16 protein-coding genes and 1 tRNA gene are annotated in these 20,157 nt (G+C 61.0%); 8 read left to right on the top strand and 9 right to left on the bottom strand.

Annotation, left to right across the window (positions count from 1 at the left end):
• Window positions 1–237: 237 nt before the first annotated feature.
• A complete protein-coding gene (locus Q8K05_RS04855; RefSeq protein ID WP_305245397.1) occupies window positions 238–1,671 on the bottom strand; it encodes a catalase in 1,434 nt (477 codons plus the stop codon).
• A gap of 283 nt (window positions 1,672–1,954) precedes the next feature.
• Here Q8K05_RS04855 and Q8K05_RS04850 point away from each other — a divergent pair, with 283 nt between their 5' ends.
• Window positions 1,955–2,332, top strand: coding sequence for a carboxymuconolactone decarboxylase family protein (locus tag Q8K05_RS04850; RefSeq protein ID WP_305245396.1), 378 nt, complete (start codon window positions 1,955–1,957; stop codon window positions 2,330–2,332).
• A gap of 91 nt (window positions 2,333–2,423) precedes the next feature.
• Here the strand turns inward: Q8K05_RS04850 and Q8K05_RS04845 are convergent, their stop codons facing one another.
• Window positions 2,424–2,978 (bottom strand): LuxR C-terminal-related transcriptional regulator, encoded by a 555-nt coding sequence (locus Q8K05_RS04845; protein ID WP_305245395.1) that lies wholly within the window; start codon window positions 2,976–2,978, stop codon window positions 2,424–2,426.
• A gap of 87 nt (window positions 2,979–3,065) precedes the next feature.
• On the opposite strand from Q8K05_RS04845, the gene Q8K05_RS04840 reads away from it, so the two are divergent.
• The 3 genes from Q8K05_RS04840 (at window position 3,066) to Q8K05_RS04830 (ending at window position 7,309) form a co-directional block, all read left to right on the top strand.
• Complete coding sequence (locus Q8K05_RS04840; RefSeq protein WP_305245394.1) at window positions 3,066–3,773, top strand: CoA transferase subunit A; 708 nt, start codon at window positions 3,066–3,068, stop codon at window positions 3,771–3,773.
• A gap of 3 nt (window positions 3,774–3,776) precedes the next feature.
• Window positions 3,777–4,415: a CoA transferase subunit B gene (locus Q8K05_RS04835; RefSeq protein ID WP_305245393.1), complete on the top strand. Its 639-nt coding sequence runs from the start codon at window positions 3,777–3,779 to the stop codon at window positions 4,413–4,415.
• A 152-nt stretch (window positions 4,416–4,567) separates the two neighbouring features.
• Entirely contained in the window at window positions 4,568–7,309 is a 2,742-nt protein-coding gene (locus tag Q8K05_RS04830; RefSeq protein ID WP_305245392.1) for an ABC transporter substrate-binding protein, read from the top strand.
• 28 nt (window positions 7,310–7,337) lie between these two features.
• Here the strand turns inward: Q8K05_RS04830 and Q8K05_RS04825 are convergent.
• From Q8K05_RS04825 to Q8K05_RS04815, 3 genes are all read right to left on the bottom strand, one after another.
• A tRNA-Gly gene (locus tag Q8K05_RS04825) sits at window positions 7,338–7,411 on the bottom strand.
• Between the two features lie 62 nt (window positions 7,412–7,473).
• Window positions 7,474–7,905 carry a DsrE family protein gene (locus tag Q8K05_RS04820; protein ID WP_305245391.1) on the bottom strand — a complete coding sequence of 144 codons (432 nt, stop codon included), beginning with the start codon at window positions 7,903–7,905 and terminating at the stop codon, window positions 7,474–7,476.
• On the bottom strand, window positions 7,902–9,380 hold the full coding sequence (locus tag Q8K05_RS04815) for an NAD-dependent succinate-semialdehyde dehydrogenase (protein ID WP_305245390.1): 1,479 nt from the start codon (window positions 9,378–9,380) through the stop codon (window positions 7,902–7,904). Before Q8K05_RS04815 ends, Q8K05_RS04820 begins: the two co-directional genes overlap by 4 nt.
• A gap of 239 nt (window positions 9,381–9,619) precedes the next feature.
• Between Q8K05_RS04815 and alaS the strand changes: the two genes are divergently transcribed.
• Window positions 9,620–12,280 (top strand): alanine--tRNA ligase, encoded by a 2,661-nt coding sequence (gene alaS, locus Q8K05_RS04810; RefSeq protein ID WP_305245389.1) that lies wholly within the window; start codon window positions 9,620–9,622, stop codon window positions 12,278–12,280.
• 155 nt (window positions 12,281–12,435) lie between these two features.
• Here alaS and egtD read toward each other — a convergent pair whose 3' ends face one another.
• Window positions 12,436–13,449: an L-histidine N(alpha)-methyltransferase gene (gene egtD, locus Q8K05_RS04805; protein ID WP_305245388.1), complete on the bottom strand. Its 1,014-nt coding sequence runs from the start codon at window positions 13,447–13,449 to the stop codon at window positions 12,436–12,438.
• Between the two features lie 210 nt (window positions 13,450–13,659).
• On the opposite strand from egtD, the gene Q8K05_RS04800 reads away from it, so the two are divergent.
• Complete coding sequence (locus Q8K05_RS04800) at window positions 13,660–14,202, top strand: TlpA disulfide reductase family protein (RefSeq protein WP_305245387.1); 543 nt, start codon at window positions 13,660–13,662, stop codon at window positions 14,200–14,202.
• Here the strand turns inward: Q8K05_RS04800 and eutC are convergent.
• Genes eutC through eat form a run of 3 tightly spaced genes read right to left on the bottom strand, consistent with a single transcriptional unit; the run spans window position 14,194 to window position 17,833 of the window.
• Complete coding sequence (gene eutC, locus Q8K05_RS04795; RefSeq protein WP_305245386.1) at window positions 14,194–15,021, bottom strand: ethanolamine ammonia-lyase subunit EutC; 828 nt, start codon at window positions 15,019–15,021, stop codon at window positions 14,194–14,196. The two genes, Q8K05_RS04800 and eutC, sit on opposite strands and share 9 nt — an antisense overlap.
• A gap of 6 nt (window positions 15,022–15,027) precedes the next feature.
• The gene (locus Q8K05_RS04790; protein ID WP_305245385.1) at window positions 15,028–16,428 is read right to left on the bottom strand and encodes an ethanolamine ammonia-lyase subunit EutB; all 1,401 of its coding nucleotides are present in this window, start codon (window positions 16,426–16,428) and stop codon (window positions 15,028–15,030) included.
• A 7-nt stretch (window positions 16,429–16,435) separates the two neighbouring features.
• Window positions 16,436–17,833, bottom strand: coding sequence for an ethanolamine permease (gene eat, locus Q8K05_RS04785; protein WP_305245384.1), 1,398 nt, complete (start codon window positions 17,831–17,833; stop codon window positions 16,436–16,438).
• A 204-nt stretch (window positions 17,834–18,037) separates the two neighbouring features.
• Between eat and Q8K05_RS04780 the strand changes: the two genes are divergently transcribed.
• Together Q8K05_RS04780 and Q8K05_RS04775 are read left to right on the top strand one after the other, a co-directional pair.
• The gene (locus tag Q8K05_RS04780; protein WP_305245383.1) at window positions 18,038–19,030 is read left to right on the top strand and encodes a helix-turn-helix domain-containing protein; all 993 of its coding nucleotides are present in this window, start codon (window positions 18,038–18,040) and stop codon (window positions 19,028–19,030) included.
• A gap of 126 nt (window positions 19,031–19,156) precedes the next feature.
• The coding region (locus tag Q8K05_RS04775; RefSeq protein WP_305245382.1) for a transglutaminase family protein at window positions 19,157–20,157 on the top strand (1,001 nt) is incomplete at its 3' end.

Genomic DNA, 20,157 nt, shown 5'->3' with positions numbered 1-20,157 from the left:
GCCTTGGCCTGCACTTCGAGCACTTTGGCCTTGATGTCTTCGGGCAGGTCATTGATGTCTGGAGCGGGGTAGCGTGCGCGCATGGCTTTGTCTCTTTCTCTTTGGCTGAGTGATTTCTTCGGGCAATGATACGTTCAGGCGCGGCCCATAAAAAAAGCGCATGGCGGTCAAACCATGCGCTTTTGCTTGTTGACGGCTGACCGTCTTACGTCAGGCCGTCAATGGCGGTGCGTCAATTCAGGCCAGTTTGGCCAGTGCATTGGCAACGCCCGCGCCATAGGCCGGGTCCGCCTTGGCGCAGTTGGCAATGTGGCGTTCCTGAATCGCTTTGGAGGCTCCGCCGACTGAGCGGGCGGTGTTGTCAAACAGCACCTGCTGCTGGGCCGGCGTCATCAGGCGAAACAGATTGCCTGGCTGCGAGTAGTAGTCCTCGTCCACGCGGTGGTTCCAGTGGTCGGCTGCGCCTTCGATGGACAGCGGTGGCTCGGCAAAGTCGGGCTGCTCTTGCAATGCGCCTTTGCTGTTGGGCTCGTAGCCAATCTCGGCGCCATTGTTGTTGTCGACGCGCATGGCGCCGTCGCGGTGGTTGCTGTGGAAGGGGCACTTGGGCGCGTTCACCGGGATCTGGTGGTGGTTTACGCCCAGACGGTAGCGCTGCGCGTCGCCGTAGGCAAACAGGCGCGACTGCAGCATCTTGTCTGGAGAGAAGCTGATGCCCGGCACCACGTTGGCCGGTGAAAAAGCCAGCTGCTCGATTTCGGCAAAGTAGTTTTCGGCGTTGCGGTTGAGTTCCAGCACGCCCACATCCATCAGCGGGTAGTCGCCATGCGGCCAGACCTTGGTCAGGTCGAAGGGGTTCAGGTGGTACGTGGCTGCGTCCTTCTCGGGCATGACCTGGATTTGCAGGTTCCAGCGCGGGAATTCCTTGTTGTCGATGGCGTTGAGCAAATCGCTCTGTGAGCTTTCGCGGTCTTTGCCGACCAGGACTTCGGCTTCGGCATCGGTCAGGTTTTCAATGCCTTGCTGGGTACGCAGGTGGAACTTGACCCAGAAGCGTTCGTTTTGGGCATTCAGGAAGCTGAAGGTGTGGCTGCCAAAGCCGTGCATGTGGCGGTAGGACTTGGGCAGGCCGCGGTCGCTCATCACGATGGTGACCTGGTGCAGCGCTTCGGGCAGCAAGGTCCAGAAGTCCCAGTTGTTTTCGGCGCTGCGCATGTTGGTACGCGGGTCGCGCTTGACGGCTCGGTTCAGGTCGGGAAACTTCAGCGGGTCACGCATGAAGAACACGGGGGTGTTGTTGCCGACCAGGTCCCAGTTGCCTTCTTCGGTGTAGAACTTCATGGCAAAGCCGCGGATGTCGCGTTCGGCATCGGCTGCACCACGCTCGCCGGCCACGGTGGAAAAACGCATCACCAGGTCTGTCTTTTTGCCGATGGCCGAAAAGATTTTGGCCTTGCTGTATTGGGTGATGTCGTGCGTCACGGTAAAGGTGCCGAAAGCGCCCGAGCCCTTGGCATGCATGCGGCGCTCGGGGATGACCTCGCGGTGAAAGTGAGCCAGCTTTTCAAGGTGCCAGACATCCTGCAGCAGGACTGGGCCGCGAGGGCCGGCGGTCATGGTGTTCTGGTTGTCAGGGACCGGTGCGCCGGCGGCGGTGGTTAATTTGGTCATGGCTGCGTTCCTTTGGATGAAAGTTGTGGGCTGAATCTTCGTGGGCTGCTTCAGTTTCCCCGCTCGTTTGAAGTGGGGAGACGTATGAAAAACAAGGCGATTAAAACTGCTGAGGGAGGAAGTCATTGTGGCCAATCACTTTCTGAAGCGCAATAGTTCAGCCATAGTCATTCTTCAAGGCGCCGATAGGCGCGCGGTATTTCCGCCAGAAGTCCTGACTGAGCGTTTGACGGCGGCGTGACCGTGCCCGCTATGCTTGCGGTTTTTATTCAGGAGCGCACCGATGGATTCCCAATTCGAAAAAGGCCTGGCCACCCGCAAGCAGGTGATGGGCGAAGACTTTGTCGCCAACGCGTTGGGCGGCGCCACCGACTTCACCCGCCCCATTCAGGAGCACATCACCGCCAAAGCCTGGGGCGATGTCTGGCAGCGGCCGGGCCTGGACCTCAAGACCCGCAGCCTGATCACCGTGGCCATGCTGACGGCCATGGGCAAGCAGCACGAACTCAAGGGCCATTTGCGCGGCGCGCTCAACAACGGCGCGACGCCGGCCGAACTCCAGGAAGTGCTGCTGCATGCAGCGGTTTACTGCGGCGTGCCGGCCGCAGTTGAAGCTTTCCGGACCGCTGCCGAGGTGGTCGATGGACCCAAAAAATCCTGACTGCACGCGCCAGGCCGAGGCCCTGTTTTGTAAGTGTTTTAGGTCTATGGCCCAATAAGCACGGACGCAAGCAGCTATCGAATTAGTAGTATTAGCCGGCCATCAGTTTGTGGACCAAGTCTGCCGTCGTGGACGCCTGGTACTTGCGCATCAGGCGTGCGCGATAAATTTCCACGGTGCGGTGGCTGATGACCAGGGCACGGCCAATTTCCTTGGACGTCAGGCCCTTCATCAGGTGGGCCGCAACCTCGCGCTCGCGCGCGGTGAGTTTTGCCGTGACCGGGCGTCGCGAGCTCAGGTCTTCAAAAGTCCAGATGCCAGCCTCGTGGGGCGCACTGCGGTTCAGCGCGCGCCCCGTCACATGACACCAGAAGGTTTCGTCCTTGTTGTGCCCGCCGACGCGCTTCATGATGCGGTCGTCGGAATACATGCCTGTGGCATTCAGGATGGGCAGCATGCGGGCGCCGATGCGCTCGTACTCGTCCGCGCTGGGATAAAGAATCAGGAACGATTGTCCCGTGAGCTGCTCTGGCGTTGCGCCGAACATCTCGCACAGGTGCTGGTTGCAGTCCAGAATGGAACGGTTGCGGGACAGCACCAGTCCCACCGGTGCCAGATCGAAAGCGAGCTGGTAATCCACTTGCATGGGGCTAACCTTTACGAAGAACTACGTATGCAAATAGGTAGTATCGTAGCGGTTTGCGTAGACGTTGAAAAACACAAGGAGACTTTTTTGAATAAACTTTTTCCCTCTGCGGCGCAAGCGCTCAAAGGCGTCGTCAAGGACGGCCAGTTACTGGCGGTCGGCGGCTTCGGTTTGTGCGGCATTCCTGAGGCACTGATTGACGCCTTGCGCGACTCCGGTGTGAAGAACCTGACGGTGATTTCCAACAACGCGGGGGTCGACGGATTCGGCCTTGGCAAGCTGCTGGAAACGCGCCAGATCAAGAAAATGATCTCGTCCTACGTGGGGGAGAACAAGGAGTTTGAACGCCAGTACCTGGCGGGCGAGCTGGAGCTTGAATTTACGCCCCAGGGCACGCTGGCTGAAAAGCTGCGCGCTGGCGGCGCCGGCATTCCGGCTTTTTTCACCAAGACCGGTGTCGGCACCCTGGTGGCCGAAGGCAAGGAATTGCGTGAGTTTGATGGCGAGATGTATGTGATGGAGCGGGCGCTGGTGCCCCAGGTTTCGCTGGTCAAGGCGCACCGGGCCGACAAGTCCGGCAACCTGCAATTTCGCCTGACGGCGCGCAACTTCAATCCGGCCGTGGCCATGGCCGGCAAGCTGTGCATTGTCGAGGTTGAAGAGGTGGTGGAAACCGGAGAACTGGAACCCGATTCGATTCACCTGCCCGGCATCTATGTGCACCGCATCGTGCACAACCCGAATCCCGAAAAGCGGATCGAAAAAAGAACCATCACCGAAAAAGCAGGAGCCTGAACCATGCCGTGGACCCAAGACCAAATGGCGGCGCGCGCCGCCCAAGAACTCGAAGACGGCTTTTACGTCAACCTCGGCATCGGCATTCCCACGTTGGTGGCCAACTTTGTGCCAGACGACAAAGAAGTCTGGCTGCAGTCAGAAAATGGCATGCTCGGCATTGGCCCCTTTCCGACGGAAGACGCGGTCGATGCTGACCTGATCAATGCGGGCAAGCAAACGGTCACCACCATCAAGGGGTCGTCAATTTTCGGCAGCCACGAAAGCTTTGCCATGATCCGTGGCGGCAAGATCAACCTGTCCATTTTGGGTGCGATGCAGGTGAGCGAGCAGGGCGATCTGGCCAACTGGATGATTCCGGGCAAGATGGTCAAGGGCATGGGCGGCGCCATGGACCTGGTCGCTGGCGTGAAGCGCGTTATTGTGCTGATGGAACATGTCGCCAAAAAGAAAGACGGCACCGAAGACATGAAGATCCTGCCGCAATGCACCTTGCCGCTCACCGGCGTGGGCGTGGTGGACCGCATCATCACCGATCTGGCGGTGATGGACGTCACGCCTGCGGGCCTCAAGGTGGTGGAGTTAGCGCCGGGTGTGACCCTGGAAGCCCTGCAGGCCAAGACCGGCGTCAAGCTGATCTGACGGTTTCCGGCGCCGGGCGGGCAGATCGAACCCGCTGAAAAATCACGACCATCATCCTGTCGACGGCGCGCTGATACCGGAGGCTGCGGCCTCGGTGGCAGCGGCAAAGGCCAGCTCAAAAGCCGCAATGCGCATGCTAGACTGAAGTAACAATGCGTTACCTCATCCGTTCTTCAATGTTTCTGTTGATCCCGACGGGATGGTCTTCAGCGGGGATTGGTGCCATGGCCGCAGTGGCACTATGGGCCAGTTGTTTGGATCCCGCATTCGCCGCAGCCGCGGCCAGTCAGCCAGAGCGCGTCACGCTGCAGCTCAAGTGGCTCCACCAGTTCCAGTTTGCCGGTTACTACGCCGCCCAGGCGAAAGGCTTTTACCGCGATGAAGGCCTGGAGGTCACGATCCGGGAAGGCGGCGCCGACAAGCCGCCCGTAGCCCAGGTGCTCAGTGGGGAGGCCCAGTTTTCCATCGGCGACTCTGATCTGTTGATCAACCGGATCAATGGGCAGCCGGTTGTAGCGTTGGCCGCTATTTTTCAGCATTCGCCCTACGTCATCATGAGCCGGCAGGATCGCGGGTTACGCACACCGGCAGACCTCGTTGGAGCAACCGTCATGCTGTCGGAAGACCAGGGCGGTATCCAGTTGCGCGCCATGTTGCAGCGCGAGGGCATTGACCCGAAGCTCGTCAATATCATTCCGCAGTCGTGGAATCTCGACGACCTGATCAATGGCAAGGTCGATGCCATGTCGGCTTATGCCACGGCAGAACCGGCCTTGCTGAGTGCCCGCGGGGTAACCCCGGCGACGATGCGGGGGGTTGACTACGGCGTTGATTTTTATGGCGACATTATTTTCACGACAGAAGCGGAAGTGGCCAAACATCCCGACCGCACGGCGGCATTTTTGCGTGCTACCCGCAAAGGATGGGAGTATGCGTTCAATCACGAGGAAGAGCTTGCGGACTTGATCCTGGGGATGGGGGGTGTCGCCCAGCGCGGCCTGACGCGTGAATCCCTGATCGGGGAGGCCAACGCGATGCGGACTTTCATCTTGCCGGAGGTGGTGGAAATTGGCCACTTGAACCCTGCCCGTTTCGAGTCCATCGCGCGGACACTGGCGAGCTTGGGGCTGGTGCGTTCGGATTTCTCGCTGGACGGCCTGGTGTTTGAACCCCACCCCGATCCGAATTCGAGGCTGCTGCACTGGATGATGGGCGTGGGCATGGCCGTTTTCGTGCTGGTCGCGCTGGTGCTGTTCTGGAACATGCAGATTCGGCGCCGCGTGCGTGTGCGGACAGCGCAACTGCAGGCAGAAGTCAACCACCGGACCGAGGTGCAGCAACAGCTCAAATCCAGCCAGGAAATGGTTCAGCTGATGTTGGGCACTGCGGCAACCGGCATCGTGATGAACACGCCCGACGGCCGTTTCCTGATGGCCAATCCCGCCTATTACGCAATCATTGGTTACACCGAGGCCGAGTTGCGGACCACGGACACGCGCGAGTTGACCCATCCGGACGACCGTGTCCGCTATGCCGCGCTGAGAGACAGGATGCTCGCTGGCGAGTTTGAGAGTTTTTCAGACGAAAAGCGCTACGTAAAAAAGGACGGCTCTGCCGTGTGGGTCCGTTCCACGGTGTCCCTGGTGCGATCGGCGGCGGGGGAGGCCACGCACATCATCTCGGTGACCGAGGACATCACGGCGCGCCGGGCTATCCAGGACCAGCTGCGTCAGAGCGAAGTGTTGCTCGAAATTGCAGGGCGTACCGCCCGCATTGGTGGCTGGATGCTGCAATTGCCGGCGGAGCCTGTCGTCTGGTCCGATGAAGTCTGCAAAATCCACGATATGCCACTGGGGACCAGGCCGACGCTGCAGCAAGCATTGGAATTTTATGCGCCTGAGTGGCGCGAGAAAATTGCGGATGCTGTGCAATCATCCATTCAAGGCGGCAGGTCGTTTGACGAAGAACTCGAGATCATTACTGCCAGTGGGCGTCGGGTCTGGGTACGCGCCATTGGCGAAGTGGCGCGCGACGAAAGCGGCAAGCTCCACCGGCTTCACGGTTCCGTCCAGGACATCACCGAGCGCAAGCAGGCACAAGAAAGCATCTTGCGGCTCAACGCCGAACTGGAAGATCGCGTGCGCCGGCGTACCGCCCGGCTGGAAGCAGTCAACAGGCAGCTGGAGGCGGTAAACCGGGAACTCGAGACTTTTTCCTATTCCGTGTCTCACGACCTTCGCTCGCCGCTCAATACCATCGATGGATTCAGCCAGCTGCTGGACCGTGCGGTGAGGGAAAAAGTTGGCGAAAAAGGACTTCATTATTTGAGCCGAATTCGCGCCGGAACACGGCAGATGGGGGAGCTGATCGAGGGCCTGCTCTCGCTCGCCAAACTGTCGCGCGACCCGCTGCATTTCGGGCCGGTCGACCTGGCCGCCATCGCCAGGCAGGTGGCACAGGAGTGCAGGGACCGGGAACCTGCGCGCGAGGTGAATGTGTGCATTCCGGATGGCCTGTCAGTCGAGGGCGACCCGCGTTTGCTGTCGGTTGTTATTTACAACTTGATGGGCAACGCATGGAAGTTCACCTCAAAGCAGGTCGTGGCACGGATTGATATCGGTTGCGAGACGGCCGTCAACGGCGAGACGGTTTATTTTGTCAAGGACAACGGCGCCGGATTTGACATGGCTTACGCGGACAAGCTGTTTGGCACGTTCCAGCGGCTTCATTCGCTCGCTGATTTTTCGGGATCAGGCATAGGACTGGCGACGGTGCAGCGGATCATCACCCGGCACGGGGGGCGGGTCTGGGCCCATTCGCGGGAAGGACTCGGCGCCTGTTTTTACTTCACCCTGGGTGCCGTCCAAGTGAAAAGTGCGTTGGACACCGTGTGAAATCCAGGCAGAAGACTGGCTGAAAAGCTGGAGCGGGTGAAGGGAATCGAACCCTCGTATGAAGCTTGGGAAGCTGCCGTTCTGCCATTGAACTACACCCGCGATGCCCTGAATTATATAAGCCACCCGGCTGGGTGGCTTTAATCATTGAATGAGCAGGAAGGTCAAGGCCGGATGTAGGCCCAACCTTCAGCTTGCCGTTTCATGAGTTCCACCACTCCGGCCGGAACATAAGCTATGGCAGGGTTCATGTCTGCCTTGGTGAGTTTTTGGGTGGTCATGGTGTTTTCACAGGCTATGACCTGAATGCCGGATTTGACGGCTTCCGTAATGCGGTTGCTGGTCGTGGCGTCAGCCTTGAGCATGCCGATACCGGGACCGTAGGCCACGATCTCGATATCGACCTTGCCAGCGCCGAGTTCCTGCTGCACATTCTTGGCGTTGTTCAAGGCCAAGGCCCATTTTCCTGCGTCGCCGTCGCTGACCTGGAATACGACCTTGGCTCTGGCGGGTGATGCGGTCTGCGCAACCGCACCCATGGCGACGGTGGTGCTGAGGGCCAGTGCGGCGCCCTGGATAAATGCTTTACGGTTCATTTTTGTATGTCTCCAATGCATAGGTATTTCATTTCCACGTAGTCATCCATGCCGTGGTGTGAGCCTTCGCGGCCCAGTCCCGACTGTTTGACTCCCCCGAATGGTACATGCTCTGTGGCCAGAACGCCCACGTTGATGCCCACCATGCCGTATTCGAGCGCTTCGCTCACGCGGAAGATGCGGCCCACGTCCCGGCTGTAGAAGTAGCTGGCCAGGCCAAACTCGGTGTTGTTGGCGGCATCAATGGCTTCCTGCTCGGTCTTGAAGCGGAACACGGGAGCGAAGGGGCCAAAGGTTTCTTCCCTGGCGCATAGCATGTCGGCCGTGGCTTCTGAAATCACGGTCGGCTCGAAGAACTGGCCCGGCAGCCTGTTGCCACCGGCCAGCACCTTGCCACCCTTGGCCACGGCGTCGGCCACATGCCTGGCCACCTTCTCAACCGCAGCATCCTCGATCAACGGGCCTTGCGATACACCGTCTTCAAAGCCGTTACCCACCTTGACGGTACGGACCTTGGCTGCAAATTTCTCGACAAACTCGTCGTACACGCCGTCCTGCACGTAGATGCGGTTGGCACAGACGCAAGTCTGGCCGGCATTGCGGTACTTGCTGGCCATGGCGCCTTCAACGGCCGAATCGATGTTGGCATCGTCAAACACGATAAAGGGCGCGTTGCCGCCCAACTCCAGCGACAGCTTCTTGACGGTCGGCGCACTTTGCGCCATCAGGATGCGGCCCACTTCGGTGGAGCCTGTGAAGCTGATGTGGCGCACCACATCGCTGGCGCAAAACACCTTGCCCACGGCAATCGAGTTGTCGCTGTCGGCCGTGATCATGTTGAGCACGCCCGCCGGAATGCCGGCGCGGATGGCCAGCTCGGCGGCGGCCAGCGCGGTCAGCGGCGTCAGCTCGGCCGGCTTGATGATGACCGGGCAGCCGGCGGCCAGTGCCGGTGCCACCTTGCGCGTGATCATGGCCAGCGGGAAGTTCCACGGCGTGATCGCAGCGCAGACACCGATCGGCTGCTTGATGACCATCAGGCGGCGGTTGTTGTCAAACTGGGGCAGCGTTTCGCCGTTGACGCGCTTGGCTTCCTCGGCAAACCACTCGACAAAGCTGGCGCCATAGGCGACTTCGCCCTTGGCCTCTGCAAAAGGCTTGCCTTGCTCGGCCGTCATGATGCGGCCCAGGTCGTCCTGGTTGGCCATCAGCAGGTCAAACCACCTGCGCAAAATGATGCTGCGCTCCTTGCCGGTTTTGCTGCGCCAGGCGGGCCAGGCGGCATTGGCTGCCGTAATGGCCGCTTCGGCATCGGCCGGGCCGAGGTTGGCGACATCGGCCAGTTTGTGGCCGGTGGCCGGGTCCAGCACATCGAAGCGGCTGGCACCCGGCAGCCACTGTCCGTTGATCAGCGCGTCGGTCTTGAGCAGGCTGGGGTCTTTGAGTAAGGCAAGAGGGGAGGTTTTCATGTCCATGCGTGTGTCCTTCAGTTGACTGTGTGGGCTGCGGTGCGCCACCGTGGGCCGCAGCCCTCAAGCATAGCGTCTGAGTCCAAAACGCACTGTAACCTTGGTGCCCTGCAAACTTATAATTGCTGTTTAAGGCAGGCCGGGCCCAGACCGGGGTCCAGTGCCTCATTCCGTCTTTTTAAGCACCCGTGTGCGGCTTGCTGCGCTGACTTGTCATCGCAGCGGTCCGCCCCAACTGGCAAAACATGAGCACTCCCACTTCCTCCGCCTCCGCCGCCGCCGCCGCCACCGCCGTCGTCACCGTCGCCGACATCCGCAAGACCTTCCTGGACTTCTTTGCGTCCAAGGGGCACACCGTGGTGCCCTCCAGCTCGCTGGTGCCGGGCAACGACCCGACGCTGATGTTCACCAACTCCGGCATGGTCCAGTTCAAGGATGTGTTTCTGGGCGTGGACAAGCGCCCGTATGTGCGCGCCACCTCGGTGCAGGCCTGCCTGCGTGCGGGCGGCAAGCACAATGACCTGGAAAACGTCGGCTACACCGCCCGCCACCACACGTTTTTCGAGATGCTGGGCAACTGGAGTTTTGGCGACTACTTCAAGCGCGAGTCGCTCAAGTGGGCCTGGGAGCTGCTGACCGAAGTCTATAAACTGCCGGCCGAGCGCCTGCTGGCCACGGTGTACGAAGAAGACGACGAGGCCTACGACATCTGGACCAAGGAAATTGGCTTGCCGCCCGAGCGCGTGATTCGCATTGGCGACAACAAGGGTGGACGCTACAAATCCGACAACTTCTGGATGATGGCCGACACCGGCCCTTGCGGCCCCTGCTCGGAAATCTTCTACGACCACGGCGACCACATTCCCGGCGGCCCGCCCGGAAGTCCTGAGGAAGACGGCGACCGCTTCATCGAAATCTGGAACAACGTGTTCATGCAGTTCAATATGGCGGAAGACGGCTCCGTCACGCCGCTGCCCGCGCCCTGCGTCGATACCGGCATGGGGCTGGAGCGCCTGGCTGCCATCTTGCAGCATGTGCACAGCAACTACGAGATCGATATTTTTGACGCGCTGATCAAGGCCGCTGCCCGCGAAACTGGCGAGCAGGACCTGGGCCACAAATCGCTGCGCGTGATTGCCGACCACATCCGCGCCACCGCGTTTTTGGTGAGCGACGGCGTCAACCCGTCCAACGAAGGCCGCGGCTATGTGCAGCGCCGCATCATCCGCCGCGCCATTCGGCACGGCTACCTGCTGGGCAAGAAAACGCCGTTCTTCCACAAGCTGGTGGCCGACCTGGTCCGCGTGATGGGTGACGCCTATCCCCGGCTCGCGGCTGACGAGCAGCGCATCACCGAGGTGCTCAAGGCCGAGGAAGAACGCTTTTTCGAGACGCTGGAAACGGGCATGCAGATTCTGGATGCCGCACTGGCCGATGGCGTGAAGGTGCTGCCTGGCGAAGTGGCCTTCAAGCTGCACGACACCTACGGCTTTCCGCTGGATTTGTCCGCCGACGTCTGCCGCGAGCGCGGCTTGAGCGTGGATGAAGCCGGCTTTGCGCTGGCCATGAACCAGCAAAAAGCCCAGGCCAGAGCCGCCGGCAAGTTCAAGATGGACCGCGCCCTGGATTACACCGGCGCAGTCAACCGCTTCACCGGTTATGAACACCTGGAAGAAACGTCAAAAATCGTGGCGATCTACGCAGACGGCATCAGCGTTGCAGCCCTGAAAGCCGGCCAAAGCGGGGTGGTGGTGCTGGACACGACGCCGTTCTACGCCGAAAGCGGTGGTCAGGCGGGCGATGAAGGTGAACTGGTCAGCGGCTCGGCCCGCTTTGCCGTGAGCGACACGCTCAAGATCAAGGCCGACGTCTACGGCCACCATGGCACGCTGGCCCAGGGCACGCTGAACGTGGGCGACCATGTCAGCGCGCGCGTCAATGCCGCCGTGCGCGCCGCCACGGTGCGCAACCACAGCGCCACGCATTTGATGCACAAAGCCCTGCGCGAAGTGCTGGGCGCGCATGTGCAGCAAAAGGGCAGCCTCGTTAACGCTGACCGCACCCGTTTTGACTTTGCGCACAACGCGCCCATGACCGACGCGCAAATCCGCGAAGTCGAAGCCCGCGTCAACGCCGAAATTCTGGCCAACCTGGCCGCCGAGGCCAAGGAGATGGACTTGGAGTCGGCCCAGAAAACCGGCGCGATGATGCTGTTTGGTGAAAAGTACGGCGACACCGTGCGCGTGCTCAGCATTGGTTCGAGCAAGGAACTTTGCGGCGGCACCCATGTGGGCCGCACCGGCGACATTGGCCTGTTCAAGATCGTGGCCGAGAGCGGCGTGGCCTCGGGCGTGCGCCGCGTCGAAGCCGTCACCGGGCAAAACGCGCTGGCCTACCTGCAGTCGCTCGAATCCACGGTGCAGGCCGCAGCGTCGTCGCTCAAGGCCAGCCCCGCCGAATTGCAGAACCGTATCGGGCAAGTGATGGAGCAGGTCCGCACGCTGGAAAAGGAAGTGACCGCGCTCAAGGGCAAGCTGGCCTCGTCGCAGGGCGATGAGCTGATGCTGCAGGCGGTGGACGTCAAAGGGCTGAAAGTGCTGGCAGCAAGGCTGGATGGCGCTGACGCCAAGACGCTGCGTGACACCATGGACAAGCTCAAAGACAAGCTCAAAACCGCCGTCATCGTGCTGGCCGCCGTGGACGGCAACAAGGTGCAGATCGCGGCTGGCGTGACCAACGACAGCACGGGCAAGGTCAAGGCCGGCGAGTTGGTGAACTTTGTGGCCCAGCAGGTGGGCGGCAAGGGCGGCGGCAAGGCCGACATGGCCATGGCGGGCGGCACCGATGCAGCCAGCCTGGATGCAGCGCTGAAATCGGTGCAGCCCTGGGTTACCGAGCGCGTTTGAACTCGAGCAAGGGCATCGGTTCGAGGTAGGTTGGGTTAGTGCAGCGTAACCCGACAGCTAGCGCCGCGAACGAAAATGTCGGGTTACGCCTGCGGCTAACCCGACCTACGCCAAGGGCGTTGCGTAGTGAGCAGACAAAATGCCTGCCAGCGGCCTCAAACGGCAGCCCAGAACACGGCGAACCAGTTCTGCGGGTCGCTCCAGTGCCGGACCTGCCTGAATCCGGCCTGCTTCAGCAGCGCCGTCATGCCGCCCAGCGTGTATTTGTACGACGACTCGGTATGGATGCGCTCCCCCGCCTCAAAGCGGCGGGTATGGCCGGGCCAGCGCACGCTCAGCGCATGCATCGCCTCCAGGTGCATTTCAATGCGTGATTGCGCGGCATTGAACAGCGCCACATGGCGCCACTGGCGAACATCAAAGTCCGACTGCAGCAGCTGGTTGACGTTGAGCAGCAGGTTTTTGTTGAACGCCGCCGTCACGCCCAGCGAATCGTCGTAAGCCGCTTCCAGCGTGGCGGTGTCCTTGACCAGATCAATGCCCAGCAGCAGGCCGCGCGCCCTGCCTTGCGCGGGGTCTGCCATGTGCTGTAAAAACTGCAGGGCCTGCTCTGGATGAAAGTTGCCGAGGCTGGAGCCCGGATAGAAAAACACCCGGTCATGCGCCTGAACCTCGTCGGGCAGGGCCAGTCCGGCTGAAAAGTCCATGCCCAGGCCCACGATGTCGAGCGCTGGAAAACGGCTTTGCACCTGTTCGGCGGCTTCCTTTAAAAAGTCCGCCGAAATGTCGACCGGCACGTACTGGCGCGGCTGCAGGTGGGGAATCAAGGCCATGGCTTTGGCGCAGTTGCCCGCGCCCAAGTCAATCAGGCAGGGGTGGTGGATGCCTCGGTCGGCCAAGGTCTGGGCGATTTGTGCGTGGGAGGCCCCGAAAATCCCGGCCTCGGTGCGCGTCGGGTAGTACTCGCTTAAGGCCGTGATGGCCTCAAACAGTTTGGAGCCCAGCGCGTTGTAAAAATATTTGGGCGATACGCTGGCGGCTGCAGCCATCAACCCCTCGCTCAATTCCTGCACGGGGCCGGGCGCCTGTCCCGGCACGGCGTCTGTATAAAGGTTGATGAACTGCGGCGACGCAGGCGACAGGGCGGGAATGTTGAGTGGAAGGTTCAAAATCAACGAGGCCGAAGAGGGTAAAAATGGATTTGAAAGCAGTTTGGAAAGCGCTTTTGTAGGACTGTATCGCTTTGTGACAAGGCCGGTGCGTCGCCTATTTATTATGTCCTTGGCAACGGCAGCATAAGACCTTGCGCGCCTGCCAGCGGCCGGGCTTTGCTAACCTTGCCTGTCGTTTGATCAAATTTTTTACCCCTGCTTGCCCTCATGCCTGACCAACTTTCTTCCCGTCGCCACTTTCTGCAGGGCGCCCTGGCCACCGCCAGCACGGCGGCCTTGCCCGCGCTTGGCGCGCAAGGATTGAACGCTCCCGGGTTTGACGTGTCGCCCTGGACGGGTCCGCTGTCGGCCTTCAGTCTGGTCGACACCACTGGAAAAACCTGGCGTCCGGCCGATCTGCGTGGCAGGGCGGTGCTGCTGAATTTTTGGGCCAGCTGGTGCCCGCCGTGTCGCGCTGAAATGCCCACGCTGCAGCAGGTAGCCGACTTTTATGGCCCCGACAAGCTGCTGGTGCTGGCCATCAACTTCAAGGAGCCGGCCGCCCGCGCGCTGAAGTTTGCCGCCTCAACCGGCTTGACGTTGCCCGTGCTGCTCGACACCGACGGGTCGGTGGCCCGCCAGTGGGGTGTCAATGTGTTTCCCACCACCTTGACGCTTGACCACCGTGGCCAGCCCCGGCAGCGTGTGCGGGGCGAGGTGGACTGGAGTGGTTTGCCGGCTGAAAGGCTGTTGCAGCCCTTGCTAAAGTAAAAAATTCTGTTGAGACGCCTTGACCCGGCCGCGCTTGTCGTCGGTTTCGTCCTTGAGCGCAACGCCCGACAACTGCCGTTGGTGCGCTTGTGCCAACAAGAAATGCAGCTTGTAGGCGGCCTGATCGAGACTCAAGCCCGCTGGGCGCACGTTGGAAATGCAATTGCGGCTGGCGTCCAGCAGCCCCACGCGTGGCATCCAGGTCAAATACAAGCCCATGCTGTCGGGCGAACTCAAGCCCGGCCGTTCGCCAATCAGGACCACCACCGCCTTGGCACCCAGCAGCTCGCCCACCTCGTCGCCAATGGCCACTCGCCCCTGCACGGCAATACACACCGGTGCCACGGACCAGTTTTCGGTTGCGATGCGGCGCTGCAGGCCGGCTAAAAAGGGGACGGCGTTTTGCGCAATGGCTAACGCCGACAAGCCATCAACCACCACGAAAGCCAGGTCATAGGGACGGTCTGACGGCTGTTTTTCCGCGGCATTCAAGGCCTCCAGTTTCTCCCTTGATGCGCCGTCAAGCCGGCGTCCGAGGTCCGGCCGCTGCAAATAAGTGGTGCGATCAGCCGCAGCGCTGTGCAGCGTGACGCAGGGCGCACTGTGCTTGTCCAGTGACGTGTTCAAGGTCTGCGCGAGTTGAGGTACATCCAGCGTCAGGTGAACCGCATCACGCGCCCGGGCGTGGTCGAGCTGGAACGCAAGATGGGCTGCGCTGGGCAGGCTCACGCCTGCGCGCCCCAGCGCGATGCGGGCGTCGGTAAATTGGCGCAGCGCTGCCCAGGGGTTGGCGATGACGGGGGAATTTCTATCGTGCATGGCGGGTCAGGGCAGTCGCCGCAGGGCTGTTTGAAAAGCGGGGGGCAAGGCCGGGTTGAGCCTAAACGAGTCGCTGTCGCCGCTGAAAATTTGCATTTTTTGCAGCCAGGCCTCAAATTCCGGCGCGGGCCGCAGGCCCAACACCCGGCGGGCATACAGCGCGTCATGAAAGGACGTGGTCTGGTAGTTGAGCATGATGTCGTCTGACCCCGGTATGCCCATCACGAAGCTGCAACCCGCCACGCCGAGCAGCGTCAGCAGCACGTCCATGTCGTTCTGGTCGGCCTCGGCGTGGTTGGTGTAGCACACGTCGCAGCCCATCGGCAGCCCAAGCAGCTTCCCGCAAAAGTGGTCCTCCAGCCCGGCGCGCGTGATCTGCTTGCCGTCAAACAGGTATTCAGGGCCGATAAACCCAACCACGGTGTTGACCAGCAAGGGCTTGAAGTGGCGCGCGACCGCGTAGGCGCGCGCCTCGCAGGTTTGCTGGTCGAGCCCGTGGTGCGCATTGGCCGACAGCGCACTGCCCTGGCCGGTTTCGAAATACATCACGTTATCGCCCACCGTGCCACGCTTCAATGACAGCGCCGCGCTGCGCGCCTCTGCCAGCAGGTCCAGGCTCACGCCAAAGCTGCGGTTGGTGGCCTCGGTGCCGCCAATCGACTGGAACACCAGGTCCACCGGCGCGCCCCGGTCGATGGCTTGCATCGTGTTGGTGACGTGGGTCAGCACACAAGACTGGGTCGGGATCTCGTACTGGCGGATGATGTCATCCATCATCGTGACCAGCTTGATCACCTGGGTGACGTTGTCGGTGGCCGGGTTGATGCCAATCACCGCATCGCCGCTGCCGTACAACAAGCCGTCCAGCAGGCTGGCGGCAATGCCGCTAGGGTCATCGGTCGGGTGGTTGGGCTGCAGACGGGTGGACAGGCGGCCCGCCAGACCGATGGTGTTGCGAAACCGCGTAAGCACCTGGCATTTTTTTGCCACCAGAATCAGGTCCTGGTTGCGCATGATCTTGCAGACGGCTGCGGCCATTTCAGGGGTGATGCCGGGTGCCAGGGCCGCCAGCACGGCGCTGTCCACGTCATCGCTCAGCAGCCAGTTGCGAAAGTCGCCCACGGTGAGGTGGCTGACCGGTGAAAAGGCGGCCGCATCGTGGCTGTCCATGATCAGGCGGGTGATCTCGTCGTCTTCATACGGCACCAGCGCCACATTCAGAAAGGTGCCCAGCGGCAACTCTGCCAGCGCCATTTGCGCCACGGCGCGCTCTTCGGCGCTGTGCGCGGCCACACCCGCCAGCAGGTCCCCCGAGCGCGCGGGCGTGGCCTTGGCCATCAGGTCTTTCAGGTCGTGAAAACCGTAGCTTCTGGCTCCGACGGCATGGGTGTACTGATGGGGCTGCACGATGTTTTTAGGCGGTGTCTGATGCAAGAGAAGCGATTGTCATCGCACTGGCACGGTGGTGACCGGTCAGCAGGAAATAGCCATAACCCAGCGCCAGGAAGCCCACGAAAATACCGAAAATCAAGGGGTTGTAATAGACCATGGTGGCCATGCAGACGCAGGCGCCGACCAGCGCAAACGCCGGGAAGTAAGGGTAAAACGGGGCGCGGAAAGGGCGGGCCATGCCGGGTTCTGCACGACGCAGTTTGAACAGGCTCAGCATGCTGATGATGTACATCAGGATGGCGCCAAAGACGGACATGGTGACGATGTTGGCGGTCAGGGTTTGACCCCCGATCTTGATCAACTCATCGCTGTAGATGGCGGCGATACCGATGACGCCACCCGCCAGAATGGCCCGGTGCGGGGTCTTGAAGCGCGGATGGACCTTGGCAAAGTACGCGGGCAGATAAGCCTCGCGTGACAAGGCGAAGATCTGGCGCGAATAACCCAGAATGATGCCGTGGAAGGATGCCACCAGACCGAACAGGCCAAGCCAGACCAGCATGTGCAGCCAGCCGCTGTTGTCGCCCACAATCATTTTCATGGCCTGGGGCAGCGGGTCGTTGATGTTGGCCAGCGTGGTCCAATCACCCGAGCCGCCCGCCAGCACCATCACGCCGATGGCCAGAATGACCAGGGTCAGGATGCCGGTAATGTAGGCAATCGGGATCGAGCGCTTGGGGTCTTTGGCCTCTTCGGCCGCCATGGCCACGCCTTCAATGGCCAGGAAAAACCAGATGGCGAAGGGAATCGCGGCAAACATGCCGGGAATGGAAGCCAGGCTGAAGCTGTCCTGGCCGGACCAGCCGCCTTTGACGAAATTCGCCATCGAGAATCCGGGCGCGACCACGCCCATGAACACCAGCAATTCGAAAATGGCCACCAGCGTGATGGCCAGCTCGAAGGTGGCGGCAATTTGAACCCCCAGAATATTGAGCGTCATAAAAACGAGGTAAGCCCCCAGCGCCGCCATTTTGGGGTCGAGCCCGGGAAACTGCACATTCAGGTAGGCACCGATAGCCAGGGCGATGGCGGGCGGCGCAAACACGAATTCAATCAAGGTGGCTGCCCCGGCCAGATAGCCGCCACTCGGCCCGAACGCGCGCTTGCTGTAGGCAAACGGTCCGCCCGCGTGCGGGATGGAGGTGGTCAACTCGGTGAAGCTGAAGATAAAGGTGGCATACATGGCTGCAATAAAAAGCGCCGTGATGGTGAAGCCCAGCGTGCCGGCAGAGGCCCAGCCAAAACTCCAGCCGAAATAGATTCCGGAAATAACCAGGCCAACGGCCATACCCCACAGTTGCAAGGTGTTGAGTACCGGTTTGAGTGCGTCTGGCATGTGAAATGGGTTTGCAGGTTTCATCTTTTTTCCAATCGGATTCCGTCTGATTTCAGAATTTCTGTAGATGGTTTGGGCATGGGATTTGCTTGCTCCCAACTTTATCCATCCCTGTTTTGGGACGTTATTAAATTTCGGCAAAGTTTTTAAAAACCGGGATAGCTCGGGTTCCCCAATCGATGCGAGCCGGGTACAAACCATGCAAACCGAATTACAAGGAAGCACCCGATGGCTCTCGTATCTTTAGCCCGCGCTGACCACAAGGCGCCTGTTGCACCTTTTGCGGGCGCTGCGCACCAGGTTCGAGCCATCCAGGCCATGGATGCTGACGAGCATGCGCACAACCTGACAGACTGGGAACAAAGTTACGACCAGATCACGCCGGGCCGATTCCATGGCGCACTGGTAGAGCTGCAACTGCCGCAGATGCAAGTGTTCCGGGAAAGCATCAGCCATGCGGTGCGCCAGTCTTGCTGCGTCTGGCCAGAGACGTTCTGGTTTGGCCTTGCGGACCATGGCGCAGACACGCGCATCAACGGTCGGCTGGCGGGCGCCGACAAAATAATGGTGCGCCCGGGTCACTGTGAGTTTGAACTGGTGACGCCCGCCGATTACGCCATTTACGGCATCGTGATCAGGCGCGATGCCTTGTTGAGTGCAGCCGGCAGAATAGGCTGCCAGATCGACTGGACGCGGCTGGCCAGTGCCGAGGTGATGCATGTCAACGCTGCGTCACGGTCATCCTGCCTGCACACGCTATCCGCCTTGCTGGCGCAAGAGGGCGAATGCCCAAACCAGGCGTCTCGCCAGCAAGCCGTGACGGACGTGCTGTTGACGATGCTGGACACCAGCCAGGTGGACGGCCCTGTCAGCAAAAGCTTTATGCGGCGCCAGCGCATTGTGGCGAAGGCGAGAGGCTATGTGCTGGAGCACCGCGACCAGCCGATGACGGTGCCGCAACTGTGCGAGCGCCTGTATGTGAGTCGCCGAACCTTGCAGTATTGCTTTGAGGACGTGCTCAACATCAGTCCCATGCAGTACCTGCGCCTGATCCGGCTCAATGGTGCACGCCGGCATTTGCGCGAAAAGTCGTCGAACGCGCTGACCGTGCGGGACGTCGCCTCGGACTGGGGCTTCTGGCATTTCAGCCAGTTCTCCAGTGACTACCGGAAATTATTTGGGCATTGCCCGTCCGAGTCCCTGCAGCAACGCGCGCATTAGGTCGGTCGTTCGTGTGGCGATAATCATGGGGCTGAACCAGCACTGTCTGCGTTCGCCAGAGCCAATTCGGTGTACCTTTACCTACGCCGATTGCGCCCGCTTTCCCACCCATCCGGAGTTCTCTTTATGACCACCGTTTACGCTCTTGCCCGTCGCCGTTTTATGAAAAATACGGCTGTAGCCAGCATCACTGCTACGCTGTCTGCTATTAATTTTGCGCAAACGCCAGCGCCTGTCCGCAGCAAGTTTGCGCCTCAAAGCGGCGTCTGGCGCACCTTTGAGGTCAGCACCCGCGTGGACATCGCCAAGCCCGACGGCGTGACCCGGGTCTGGTTGCCGGTGCCGTCGGTCAACAGCGATTACCAGCGTTCGCTGGAAAGCAGTTTTTCCAGCAACGGCACGGCCAAGCTGGTGCACGACGGCCAGGACGGCGCCAAGATGCTGTACGTGGAATTTCCCGCCAGCCAGGCGCAACCCCATGTCCTGCTGACCAGCCGGGTGCAGACGCAAAACCGCGCCAATGACTGGTCGCAGAAATCCGCTACGGCAGAAAACGCCGACACCCTGCGTTATTTCACCCGCCCCACGGCGCTCCTTCCCACCGACGGCATTGTGCGTACAACGGCGCTGGCCGCCATCAAGGGCGCCAAAACCGATGTGGAAAAAGCCCGGAAGCTCTACGACTGGATCGTCAGCAACACCTACCGCGAACCCAAGGTGCAGGGCTGCGGCGAAGGCGACATCAAGACCATGCTGGAAACCGGCAACCTGGGCGGCAAGTGCGCGGACCTGAACGCGCTGTTTGTGGGCCTGTGCCGCGCGGTGGGCGTGCCCGCACGCGATGTGTACGGCATTCGCCTGGTGCCCTCGGCCTTTGGCTACAAAGAGCTGTCGGGCAACCCCGCCAGCCTCAAGGGTGCGCAGCACTGCCGGGCCGAGGTCCACCTCACGGGCTACGGCTGGGTGGCGATGGACCCGGCCGACGTGGCCAAGGTCATGCGCCTGGAAACCGCAGAGTGGATCAAGAACACCACCAACCCGGTGGTCGCCCCCGTGAACAAGGCGCTGTTCGGTGGCTGGGAAGGCAACTGGATGGCCTACAACACCGCCCATGACATCGCCTTGCC

Source organism: Polaromonas sp. (assembly GCF_030682935.1).
GTDB lineage: Bacteria > Pseudomonadota > Gammaproteobacteria > Burkholderiales > Burkholderiaceae_C > Polaromonas.
Note: the sequence above shows the minus strand (reverse complement) of the source record. Positions and strands in the feature narration are given on the sequence as shown.